The 12,347-nt window shown below is 46.1% G+C and carries 10 protein-coding genes; 5 read left to right on the top strand and 5 right to left on the bottom strand.

Annotation, left to right across the window (positions count from 1 at the left end; genetic code table 11):
• The first annotated feature begins 181 nt into the window (after window positions 1–181).
• The 3 genes from L5L94_RS04790 to L5L94_RS04780 all read left to right on the top strand — a co-directional run bounded on the left by L5L94_RS04790 (window position 182) and on the right by L5L94_RS04780 (window position 3,807).
• Window positions 182–1,708 carry a Re/Si-specific NAD(P)(+) transhydrogenase subunit alpha gene (locus L5L94_RS04790; protein ID WP_263146441.1) on the top strand — a complete coding sequence of 509 codons (1,527 nt, stop codon included), beginning with the start codon at window positions 182–184 and terminating at the stop codon, window positions 1,706–1,708.
• 11 nt (window positions 1,709–1,719) lie between these two features.
• Complete coding sequence (gene pntB / locus L5L94_RS04785; RefSeq protein WP_105251576.1) at window positions 1,720–3,204, top strand: Re/Si-specific NAD(P)(+) transhydrogenase subunit beta; 1,485 nt, start codon at window positions 1,720–1,722, stop codon at window positions 3,202–3,204.
• Between the two features lie 222 nt (window positions 3,205–3,426).
• Entirely contained in the window at window positions 3,427–3,807 is a 381-nt protein-coding gene (locus L5L94_RS04780) for a hypothetical protein (RefSeq protein ID WP_263161552.1), read from the top strand.
• Between the two features lie 195 nt (window positions 3,808–4,002).
• Here L5L94_RS04780 and L5L94_RS04775 read toward each other — a convergent pair whose 3' ends face one another.
• From L5L94_RS04775 to hldE, 4 genes are all read right to left on the bottom strand, one after another.
• Window positions 4,003–4,587 carry a hypothetical protein gene (locus tag L5L94_RS04775; protein ID WP_105251573.1) on the bottom strand — a complete coding sequence of 195 codons (585 nt, stop codon included), beginning with the start codon at window positions 4,585–4,587 and terminating at the stop codon, window positions 4,003–4,005.
• Window positions 4,588–4,755: 168 nt separating this feature from the next.
• Window positions 4,756–5,235 (bottom strand): TetR family transcriptional regulator, encoded by a 480-nt coding sequence (locus L5L94_RS04770; protein ID WP_006082899.1) that lies wholly within the window; start codon window positions 5,233–5,235, stop codon window positions 4,756–4,758.
• A 151-nt stretch (window positions 5,236–5,386) separates the two neighbouring features.
• A complete protein-coding gene (locus tag L5L94_RS04765) occupies window positions 5,387–6,214 on the bottom strand; it encodes a hypothetical protein (protein ID WP_263146449.1) in 828 nt (275 codons plus the stop codon).
• A complete protein-coding gene (gene hldE / locus L5L94_RS04760) occupies window positions 6,211–7,641 on the bottom strand; it encodes a bifunctional D-glycero-beta-D-manno-heptose-7-phosphate kinase/D-glycero-beta-D-manno-heptose 1-phosphate adenylyltransferase HldE (protein ID WP_028761811.1) in 1,431 nt (476 codons plus the stop codon). Before hldE ends, L5L94_RS04765 begins: the two co-directional genes overlap by 4 nt.
• 103 nt (window positions 7,642–7,744) lie before the next feature.
• On the opposite strand from hldE, the gene L5L94_RS04755 reads away from it, so the two are divergent.
• Window positions 7,745–8,671 (top strand): LpxL/LpxP family Kdo(2)-lipid IV(A) lauroyl/palmitoleoyl acyltransferase, encoded by a 927-nt coding sequence (locus L5L94_RS04755; RefSeq protein WP_168822581.1) that lies wholly within the window; start codon window positions 7,745–7,747, stop codon window positions 8,669–8,671.
• Window positions 8,672–8,762: 91 nt separating this feature from the next.
• On the opposite strand, the gene L5L94_RS04750 is transcribed toward L5L94_RS04755, so the two are convergent.
• Window positions 8,763–10,493, bottom strand: a complete 1,731-nt coding sequence (locus L5L94_RS04750) for a potassium/proton antiporter (protein WP_105251569.1) — start codon at window positions 10,491–10,493, stop codon at window positions 8,763–8,765.
• Between the two features lie 881 nt (window positions 10,494–11,374).
• On the opposite strand from L5L94_RS04750, the gene L5L94_RS04745 reads away from it, so the two are divergent.
• A complete protein-coding gene (locus L5L94_RS04745) occupies window positions 11,375–12,289 on the top strand; it encodes a L,D-transpeptidase family protein (RefSeq protein WP_105251568.1) in 915 nt (304 codons plus the stop codon).
• The last annotated feature ends 58 nt before the right edge of the window (window positions 12,290–12,347 follow it).

Here is a 12,347-nt window from a genome sequence, read left to right as displayed (position 1 = left end):
TAATTTCTGTTGCCCACAGAATAGTTTGTTTTAAAAACAAAAAGTGTCCATCCTAGATTGAATGCCCTAACTGACTCGAATCACCCGCCGAATAAACGCTGGTGACGACAGATTTTGCAGTTGAGTACGATGAAGGAAGAACAGCAGGCGGAACGATTATATAAACCATCAGGGAGTAGTCATGCAGATTGGAATACCGAGAGAAAGTCTCGCCGGTGAAACTAGGGTCGCCGCGACCCCAGCCACCGTTGAGCAGCTTAAAAAACTCGGCTTTGAAGTTGTTATTGAGGCCAATGCGGGTCAACTGTCAAGTTTCGATGATGCAGCTTTTGAAGCTGCGGGCGCGAAGGTGACAACAAACGTTTGGCAAGCCGATCTGATCTTTAAGGTCAATGCGCCAAGCGACGCCGAAATTGAACAAATCAAAGACGGGGCGACTATCGTCAGCTTTATTTGGCCCGCACAAAACCCTGAGCTGGTTGCGAAGTTATCTAAACGTAAGATCAACGTGATGGCAATGGACATGGTGCCACGCATCTCCCGCGCCCAGTCACTTGATGCCCTCTCCTCTATGGCAAACATTGGTGGATATCGCGCCGTTGTTGAAGCCGCACATCAATTTGGCCGTTTCTTTACTGGCCAAATTACCGCTGCTGGTAAAGTACCGCCCGCCAAAGTGTTAGTCATTGGTGCTGGTGTAGCTGGCCTTGCCGCCATTGGTACAGCAGGATCGCTTGGCGCCATAGTGCGCGCCTTCGATACCCGCTTAGAAGTGGCCGAGCAAATCGAATCTATGGGCGGCCAATTCCTTAAACTGGATTTTGGTAACGAGGAAGGTGGTTCATCGGACGGTTATGCTAAAACCATGTCGGATGAATTTATTGCCGCCGAAATGGCGCTGTTTGCTGAGCAAGCCAAAGAAGTCGATATCATCATCACTACGGCGCTGATCCCTGGTCGTCCTGCGCCTAAGCTCATCACCAAAACCATGGTCGATAGCATGAAGAGCGGCTCAGTGATCGTCGATTTAGCCGCTGCGACGGGTGGTAACTGCGAATACACGCAATCGGGTGAGCTGTTTGTTACTCCTAACGGCGTAAAAGTGATTGGTTATACCGACCTTCCAGGTCGTCTACCGGCGCAATCCTCACAGCTTTACGGCACTAACTTAGTCAACCTGATGAAGTTAATGTGTAAAGAAAAGGACGGCACAGCCAGCATCAACTTTGATGATGTAGTCATGCGCAATATGACAGTGATTAAAGAAGGTGAAGTGACCTTCCCGCCACCACCGATTTCTGTTTCTGCGGCGCCAGCAAAACCAGCGGCGAAAATCGAGCCGAAAAATACCACTCCGAAGGCACCATCTAAGCTCAAATACGTGCTCGCCGCCTTAGGCGTTGCAGGGTTTGCTGCCGTGGCATCGGTAGCACCACCAGAGTTCCTGTCGCATTTCACAGTATTCTTGCTGTCCTGCGTTGTTGGCTATTACGTGGTATGGAACGTATCCCACTCACTGCATACACCTTTAATGTCAGTCACTAACGCGATTTCGGGCATTATCGTGGTCGGCGCCCTACTGCAAATCGGTCAGGGTTCAACTTTGGTCACTGTACTGGCGTTTATCGCCGTGCTGATCGCCAGTATTAACATCTTCGGTGGCTTTACCGTCACTCAGCGCATGCTGAAGATGTTCCGTAAGGATTAAGGGGGTTTAACGTGTCTCAAGGACTGGTAACAGCAGCTTACATTATTGCCGCCATTCTCTTCATCTTCAGTCTCGCGGGACTGTCGAAGCAAGAGACGGCAAAACACGGCAATTTATTCGGTATCTTAGGTATGGCAATCGCCCTACTGGCTACCATTTTCAACCCCGATACTAACGGAATTGCGTGGATCTTAATCGCTATGGTGATTGGCGGCGCGATTGGTATCCGTTTAGCACTAAAAGTCGAAATGACTGAAATGCCAGAACTGGTTGCTATATTGCACAGCTTTGTGGGTATGGCCGCGGTATTAGTGGGTTTCAACAGCTTTATCGACTTACATCCACAGGAAGTATCACAAGTCGTGGTGGCTGTCGGTGGAGATATCAATACGACCCTCGCCGCAGTACAAGATGCACTAAGTGAAGCGGTGAAGACCGCCAGCAAAGAGCACCTCACTGGCGCTATGCTTAACATTCACTTAGTCGAAGTCTTCCTCGGGATCTTCATCGGTGCGGTGACCTTTACGGGTTCTATCGTTGCCTTTTGTAAGTTACGCGGACTGATTTCATCTAAACCTCTGATGCTGCCACATCGCCACAAGCTGAACCTAGTCGCAGTGCTAGTGTCTTTCGCCCTGTTGGTATACTTCGTACAGACAGGCGGCACTATGCCAGCACTGCTGTTGATGACCTTGATTGCCTTCGCCTTTGGCTGGCATTTAGTGGCATCCATTGGCGGCGCGGATATGCCAGTGGTTGTGTCTATGCTGAACTCCTACTCAGGTTGGGCAGCGGCAGCGGCAGGCTTTATGTTGTCGAACGACCTCTTGATTGTGGTCGGCGCGTTAGTAGGTTCATCGGGTGCTATTCTGTCTTACATCATGTGTAAGGCCATGAATCGCTCGTTTATTTCAGTTATCGCTGGCGGCTTTGGCACAGATGGTGTGGCCTCGACTGCCGATGAAGAAATGGGTGAATACCGTGAAACCAACGCCGAAGATGTGGCGGATATGCTGAAAAATGCCACTTCAGTCATCATCACTCCGGGTTACGGTATGGCAGTGGCGCAGGCGCAATATCCTGTTGCGGAAATCACTCAAAAACTACGTGATCGCGGCGTGAAAGTGCGTTTTGGTATCCATCCAGTTGCTGGTCGATTACCAGGCCATATGAACGTACTGCTCGCTGAAGCGAAAGTCCCCTACGATATCGTGCTCGAAATGGACGAAATCAACGAAGACTTTAAAGACACAGATGTCGTGCTCGTTATCGGCGCCAACGACACGGTTAACCCCGCGGCAATGGAAGACCCTGGCAGTCCAATCGCAGGTATGCCAGTGCTGGAAGTGTGGAAAGCGCAAAACGTGATTGGCTTTAAACGTTCGATGAACACAGGTTATGCTGGCGTGCAAAACCCACTGTTCTTCAAAGAAAATACCCAAATGCTGTTTGGGGATGCTAAGGCCAGTGTTGAAGCCATTTTAAAGGCACTTTGATCTTGATTTAATTATCAACAGAGTAGAAATCGTTTAGGCGATAAACACTATTCTAAAGAAATGAAGGGAGCCAATGGCTCCCTTTCTTTTCACATTTTTTTAAGCCTATTAAGCTAGTCTCTGCGCCAATATGATGCGAGGCTTATCTGCCCAAAATGCTGATACGCTTAATGTAAGCTAAAACAGTAAGTTAAATCTAAAGCTGGTTTAAGGAAATTATAAATGTTGCTTGGGCTGTTTATCCTATCTGCCGTATTAATCAAAACCTCATTACTCGGGCTTGGCTGGATATCGATTACCATCGGCCTGAGTGGGTACCTATTTTGTCGATGGTTTAATATCAAGTTAGATATCAAACTGATTGATAAATTTAAACGACTTTTTATTACTGGCGCGGCTCTGCATCTTCTAGTCTATATCGGCTTAATCACTAAGCTTTTCCTTATCGACAGCTTTGAAGACTTGCCCACGTTCCTGATAAGTCACTTAGTCTTCCACCACGCAATCAGTGCCGTGATTGCTGCCGCATTAACCTTCTTGGCGATTCGTATCTATCTACAACAGCAAAAATTAACTCAAGCCTATCGACAGGAATTAAGCTAACTCAACAAGGTTTTGATGACAAATACCGACGGAGAAAATCTGGCTAGATTCATCGTTAGCTTAAGTGCCATAAAATAATGGGGACTAAAGCAGATCATGCAGAAGTGTTGTCAGCAACACTGAATTCATCAATGGATTCAAACATCAGGGATAAGAATGACCCCTGATGTTTGGGGGGAGCTAAGCCAAGATACGTTAGTCGACGGCAATATCGTTATCTTTAAGCTCTTTTGACAGGGTTTCATAATTCGTTTTGAGTTTTGGCAAAGTATCTTCTTTGATTTTACTCAATACATTTTGCAACTGATCCTTACCGTAAGAAACGCTATAGTGACGGGTTTCAATATTGCTAATGATCTTCTCAGACTCTAAATACAAACGACGAATATCAGACAAAATATCACTCGGTGTTTCTAGCGCATTGGCAGAATAGCGCATGTTATCCCAGACAAATAATCCCATCTGCGGATGCATTTTCACTAAACTATTACTACTCACAGTCTCAACTGTGTCAGCGTAATGACTCAAGATTTCAACATTGTCACTCACTTCGTCATATAGGGCATGACGCAGATGATAGTTATTCTGCATATTGCTCAGGGCATCAAATTTAATTGCCTGTGACAACCCTTCTTGCGCGGCTAAGTACACGCCAACAACAGTCGCAATGATTATAAAAATCTGACTCACCCAAAAACTGGTTTTGATAAGCTCAGTGTTATCAAGCTTAATGGCGCGTTTAGGCATATCTGCCTCATTAGAGATGGGGGTCATGTCCATATGTTTTATCCTGTCAAATCAAGAGTACAAAGCAATATCACTAACTTAAATCATTATTGAGTGGTCATCCTACACTATTGGGGTATGACTTACCTCAGTACAAATCACGATTTTTACCCACAAAAAAGGAGCCATCTGGCTCCATTTTTATATTCATTGGTCAGTCTATTATGCTGCTTTTGCCACATCAAAATTGGATAGCAACATCACAGCTGTACGGCCTAATAGGTGGTTGATCGTGCGATCGCCCGCTAAGCCTAACTCAGCAATCGCTTGCTGACGCGCTGTACTCACCGCTCTAAAGAGGGTAATTTCATTATTCGCACCACCACAAAGACTAAAGAACAGTCTTAATACTGCGCGGTAATGCTCTTCCTGCATTGCCTGCATCCAGGATGTTTCCAATGCCTCTTGGCTAGAAAAATCCAGCGCAGCAACAAATAGATTGCCGATACGACTATCTAAACGAACAAGAAAATCGCTTTTGCGTGGAAAATGGTGACTAATACCTGTGCGACTAATACCCGTTGCTTCAGATAACGTAGTATAAGACATAGTCTCAAAGCCGATAGTCAAAATTTGTCTTAACGCTTCATCCATAATTTGATTTATGGTTTGCTCAGTTTGTACTCGCGAGCGCTTAGCCATAGTAATGTCTCCCCTCTTATTTTTAGGGGGAAAGCTTACCAAAGCCGCTCAGGGATTACTGCTGTTCACTGGGCCGTAACCAGCGTATTTCACTTTTGTTCAGCTAGGGTTCAGTTTAAAACAGGCTTCACCACAGATTTAATTAACACATTCATAACATTGAATTTTGTACCAACCAGTTATGTGCTTTTTCTTCGCCCATGAGTAAAACGAACGTCGGTTGGAGATAGTGTCCAAGATCAGCTTTTCGCCAAAATAGATATTCAGGAAGGGGTTGCAATACACTCGCGCCAAAAGTGCGTTGCATTAAGCTCGAATACTCACCTAATAATCTCGGCTCTAATTGCTCGGCTTTAGGGTAAAAATTCGTTAAAAAGTCCCGATACTCGGCAAATTTAGCCACTTGAGCAACATCGTATCGATGCAACACTTGTATCAACATTGGCGAACTCCAATGTGACAAGTATTGCGGGCTTGTTAATGCATCAAGATTGCGTCTGTGGTATTGCTGCCACGCCAAGGCAAAATCATTTTTCTCCCGTGCGATACGCCAAACCAAATAAATGTCAGCTAGCCATTCATGTTGATATGCACTCAAGTGAGTCGGTAACACAGAGCCTTGCAGAGCAAGGTTCTCCAAATGACCGAGCTCATGCCATAGGGTTAATTGCGGCTGTTCAAGCAAAGGTAATTGGTAGGTCACCATATCGACACTGGCTAACTGTACTTGCGGTGTCCGCTGCTCATTCACTAAGACTAGGCCCGCAATTTTATTGTCATCGACGGGCATGACCATGGCACTTCTGCGGCCTAAATCAAGCCTAAATTGTTCGAGTGTTGCAGGAAGCTGCACCAACACTTGCTCTGGCAATAATGCCAAGCAAGTACCAAGCTCTGGTAAAGGGCAAATCAAAGCCTGCTTATCGGCAATGGGCGTCCAAGTCAGGCTAGATGCGAATGCCAGAGCGACTAAGCTCACTGATTCGCCATGATATTTTGTATAATCGCTGTCGTTGAAATGCCATCCTCAAAGCCCAGCACTTGAACTTGGCCACCGGCGGCAATCACTTCAGCGCCACCAGCAATATCCTCAAGCTTATAATCACCACCTTTGACCAGCAGATTTGGCAGCAATCGAGTAATGATGCGCTGCGGCGTATCTTCACTAAAAGGCACAACCCAATCAACAGAAGCTAAGCCAGCGAGCACAGCCATACGACGATCAACCTGATTAACTGGACGGCCTTCACCCTTGAGGCGTTTAACCGAGGCATCATCGTTTACCGCGACGATCAAACGATCGCCCAAAGCTTTCGCCTGTTTAAGATAGCTCACGTGGCCCGCATGTAAAATATCAAAGCAACCATTAGTCATCACCACACGTTCACCGCGTAGTTTGGCTTGCTCTAAGGCGTAGGCCAGTTGATCTTCACTCACCACCCCAAAACCCGATTCTCCATGGTGCAAAGCTAGGGCTTCAATAAGCTCAATGCGGCTCACGGTAGAAGTGCCAAGTTTACCTACCACAACGCCAGCGGCGGTGTTCGCAATTGCGCAAGCCTGCGGTAAATCGGCGCCCGCGGCTAATGAGGTTGCTAAGGCTGAAATCACAGTATCGCCAGCCCCCGTCACATCATAGACTTCACGGGCAACGGTAGGAATGTGCAACTCAGGCGCATTAGCGGTCACTAAGGTCATGCCCTTTTCAGAGCGGGTGACTAAAATGGCATCAAAATGATGTTGCTTGAGTAAGCCACGGGCTTTTTCCAGCAGGTCGGCTTCAGAGGTCACAGTGCCAACAACGGCTTCAAACTCGCTCATATTTGGGGTAATTAGCGACGCGCCATGATAACGACCAAAGTCACTGCCCTTAGGATCGACTAATACCATCACACCTTTCGAACGCGCTAAAGCAATAAAATCTCGCGGCTGATCGATAGCGCCCTTAGCATAGTCAGATAACACCACGACATCGACAGAATCGAGTAAGGCCTCGGATTGTTTCAATAAACGCACGCTATCGGCCTTGTCGAAGGCTTCTTCGAAATCGAGGCGGATAAGCTGCTGATTACGTGATAACACCCGCAGCTTAGTGATGGTTGGTTTATCAGCAATACTTAACCATTGGGGTTCAACCCCTAAAGTTTGCACACCGAGCGTTAGGGCATGGGCAGTATCATCTTGGCCGACGAGCCCGGCAAGTTGGACTTGCCCCCCTAAGGTCGCGATATTGAGCGCCACGTTGGCCGCGCCGCCGGGTCTGTCTTCGACTTGATTAATCTTCACCACAGGTACGGGGGCTTCAGGGGAGATACGTCCCGTAGGGCCAACCCAATAGCGGTCTAACATCACATCGCCGACGACTAACACTCTGGCTTTTTCAAATGCTGGCAGAGAAACCTTCATAGTGCTCTTATCTTTATGCAGAAATTAAACCGTGATTGTACCTAATTTTCAGCAAAAATTGAGTTAGAATGAGCAGTAATTTTCAAAAGTAGTGAGTATTTTTGTGGTCGAGAAAGCCGAGTTTTCATCTTCTTTATATCATCCTAAGCATTGGCCCATGTGGTTTGGCGTATTTTTGATGCGTTTAACTCAGCTTCTACCGCTTCCTTGGCAGATGACGCTGGGTAAGGGATTGGGTCGCTTAGTGATGAAATTCGCAGCTGGTCGCACCCACACAGCGCGCCGTAACTTGACCCTCTGTTTCCCTGAAATGACGGAAGCACAGCGAGAAGATTTACTCACGCGTAATTTTGAAGAAACGGGCAAAGCCATTTTCGATACCATCAATGCATGGTGGTGGCCCGATGAAAAAGTGCAGCAGCACATGAGTATCAAAGGCGAAGAACACGTACAAGACACGTTAAATGCTGGCCACGGCGTGATCCTCTTTGCCGTGCATTGTTTGCCGCTGGAAATGGGCGCACGTATCTTCGGCCAATTCCAACCCGGCGTGGGGGTTTATCGCCCACACAATAATCCAGTGATGGAATACCTGCAGGTCAAAGGCCGTTTACGCTCCAATAAAGGTCTCGTTTCTAAACGCGACTTGCGCCAAATGATACGCTGCCTCCGCAATCCCGATGTGATTTGGTACACGGCCGATCAAGACTTTGGCCGTTCCAGTGCGGTATTTATCCCATTTTATGCCATGCCAGATGCGGCAACGATTACCGGTGCCACCACGTTAGCTAAACTCGGCAAAGCCAAAGTCCTGCCTTTTTTTGTGGAACGTACTACAGATGATAAAGGCTATCGAATTGAAGTGATGCCACCGCTGGATAATTTCCCCGGCGAAGATGAATTAGCCGATGCCATTCGCGGTAACAAGATTATTGAATCCATCATAGATAAAAACCGCGCCCAATATATGTGGTTACATCGCCGCTTTAAGACCCGTCCCGACCCAACGGATAAATCTTTATATCAGTAACTCATTCAGTTTTTGAATACGAAAATGCCAGCAAATAAGCTGGCATTTTTTATGGTGACTTTCGATAGTAAGGACCATCTAGCACATAGGATTAGAGCGCATTCTCAGTCGGTAAACGAATACCTACGTTAGTGACTTTACCTTCATACAGCCCCGCCACCACCCAATGCAACGACTGCCAGTGGAACTGATCCCCAAGTACAGGATTAGCGCCAAGCTGAGATACCACAAGGTCTGCGACTGTCATATCATCAGCGAGATTATCTAAACTTAAACCATAAATAGGCGCGAGATCCGCAAGCTTAACGTCTGTTTCAATAAAGAAATCACCGAAGAATCGTTGTACTTCTTTATTTTCTGGCGCTTGGCTAAAGAGGTTACTCAAGGCTTCTAAACTTTTCTCCTGACCCAGCACACAGAGTATATCGCCCGCCTCGAGACGAGTGCTACCCGATGGATGCAGCAAAGTGTCATCCCTAAATACCGCCGCAATCCGTGTCCCATCTGGCATAGCCAAGCGCTTTAGCGGCTCACCAATACACCACTTACTTTCACTCAAACGATAGACAAACACTTCCCATTCGCTGCTCGGGTAAATTTCAACTCCCGAGCGCGAAACGGGTAACGGCTTTGGGGGCAGTTCCACCTTAGCTAAACGCGCTGCTGTGGTCAAAGATGCACCTTGAACCAGCAACGACACTAATACAACGAAGAAGGCTAAGTTGAAGTACAACTGAGCACCCGGTAAGCCCGCCATCATAGGGAATACTGCTAAGATGATAGGCACAGCGCCGCGTAACCCCACCCAAGAAATAAACCAGCGGTCGCGACTGCTAAAGCTCTTAAACGGCAATAGACTGATCCATACGGCGACAGGGCGAGCAAATAAAATCATTCCGAATGCCAGAGCAAAACCTGGGATCATGATATCGACTAAATCTGAAGGGGTAAGCAATAACCCTAATACGAGGAACATGCCGATTTGACTGACCCAAGTCATACCATCCAGTACGTTCAAAATCGCATGACGGCCACGGGTTGGCTTATTGCCGAGGAACAGACCCACTAAGTAAATCGACAAAATACCGCTACCACCCAGTTTGTTGGACGCAGCATAAATAATCAGACCACCGCTTAAAACTAAAATAGAGTACAGACCATCAGCTAACTTGCTTAAATTGACGAGCTTCCACAGCATCCAGCCGCCGCCTAAACCTAAACAGATCCCCAGACCAAATTGCTTAATAAAGCTAATAAGCATAAAGCTGAAGGACAACTCACTGTCGACATTGGCAAGAATGGCAATCAAGGTTACGGTTAAGAATACCGCCATGGGATCGTTACTGCCGGACTCAATTTCTAAGGTCGCACCAACCCGCTCGTTAAGGCTACGCCCTTTAAGCAGGGAAAATACCGCGGCGGCATCGGTCGAGCCCACAATCGCGCCCACCAGCAAACCTTGCAACCAATGCAAGTCGAACAACCATGCGGCCATCATGCCGGTGATACTGGTCGTAATGGCAACGCCAAAGGTCGCCAACGATAATGCAGGCCATAGCGCCACCCTAAAACTGGCAACGCGGGTGCGCATACCTCCATCGAGTAAAATAATCGCTAAGGCTAAGTTACTGACTAAATAGGAAGTTGAATAATCATCAAACTGGATTCCACCAAGGCCATCTTCGCCAGCCAAAATACCCACAGCGAGGAAAATCAATAAAATAGGGATGCCCAAACGGGAAGACATAGGACTAAGTAAAACACTCACTGCTGTAAGCAAGGCGCCAATCAGAAAAAAACTATTGATGGAATCTGCATCCACAAACGCCTCCTTAATACAGGTTGTTTAGTTAAACGATAGACAAATCACCGAGGTTAAAAATGACTCAACTCACAATTTTATGATTTTATATTAGCACAAAAATATCGAATTATTGGAGCGTTAAATATTAAATTTCAATCATCTACATAAAAAATGTCATAAAACCAACTTTCTATTAACCTTTAGATAAAGGCTAACGTAAAACCTAAAGGATAGCAGAACATCACCACACGACTTAATAAGCATTAAAATAAATAAATATCAAATAGTTAAAAATAACAAACTGAACGTAAACTCAAATCATTCAAGCAAAACTCAGCTCACAAACCTGTATAAACTAACGGTATCATAGCCAATTTAGTGTCAGATAAAATAATGTCGTGTAAAGGGTGAATATTTGAACATTATCCTTAAGCTAATTGTTTTAACTCCATTTATTTGCCAATGAAATGATTTAAATTCACTTTATCCGATGAGCAATAGCCTTGTCAGAAAAGGACCACACTCTGTTTTCCCAAAACAAATCAATTCCAGTAACGCCATACATGCTCGCCATTCAAACAGACACGTTTTAGATTGGTTAACACTGCAAATATTTTTCATCAAGCAGGAAGGTATACACAAGATAATTGAGTACAGCAGGTTTTAACGACAAGACTAAATACTGACAATTGACGCCGCTAAGGAAAACCGTTAAAACAAAAAATTAAGCGACAAATACGCCGTACTGATCATATTTCAGTTGAAATAATGTCCAAAATAAGGAAGGATGCGAGCTTCGCGCGCCAGTGCATTTTGCTCGTCAAATTGCCGCTCTCGTTTTAAGAGAGAAAGCTGCGTTAAACACGCTTTTTTATTAACAGGAATCGTAGTATCCGCTTATGAGTATGCTTCGCACCACAGCTTTATTATTGACTTTGGTTTTCCCTAGTCTGTCCGCTTTAGCAACGGAATATCCTTTACCAGCCGCCCAAAGCAGGCTAATTGGCGAGAACCAGTATTATACGGTTCCAGAGGGTAAACACACTCTCGAAGATATCGCAGCCAAATACCAGCTTGGTCTCAGTAACCTACTCGAAGCTAACCCAGGTGTGGATCCATTTCTGCCAAAACCAGGTAGCCAACTGATCATTCCATTGCAATTGATCCTGCCAAACGCTCCCCGTGAAGGCATAGTGATCAACGTGGCTGAAATGCGTTTGTATTACTATCCGAAAGGCAAAAAGACTGTTGAAGTGTTGCCTATTGGTATTGGCCAAATTGGTAAAGACACACCAGAAAACTGGGTGACCACTGTACAACGCAAGCGTGCGAATCCAACTTGGACACCCACACCGCGCATTCGTAAAGAATATGCTGCTAAAGGTGAAATCCTGCCAGCGGTATGGCCAGCGGGTCCAGATAACCCTATGGGACTGTATGCGCTGTATATCGGCAACTTGTATGCGATTCATGGTACTAACGCAAGTTTCGGTATTGGTTTGCGTGTCAGTCAAGGTTGTGTGCGTTTACGCCATGAAGATATCGAGCATCTATTCAAGACTGTACCAGTGGGAACCCGGGTACAATTTGTGAACCAGCCGATTAAAGCAACCGAAGAGCCAGACGGTAAACGCTACTTAGCCGTGCATCAACCATTGTCTCGCACTGTGGCGGAGTTTGAATCAAATGAGCCAGTTGCGATATCACTGCCAAAAGAGATCGCTAAGTTTATCGCGAAAGCTGACACTGATTCTTCTGTGATCAAGAAGCTACTCGATGAACGTACTGGTGTGCCAATGCGAATTAATCAATAATTCACTGGCGAATACCACCTAAAAAAATACCCGCAATCTGCGGGTATTTTTTTGTCGT

Origin of the sequence: Shewanella sp. SM21, assembly GCF_025654335.1 — a bacterium.
GTDB lineage: Bacteria > Pseudomonadota > Gammaproteobacteria > Enterobacterales > Shewanellaceae > Shewanella > Shewanella oncorhynchi.
The sequence above is the reverse complement of the archived record's forward strand: the minus strand, read 5'-3'. Positions and strand labels throughout refer to the sequence as shown.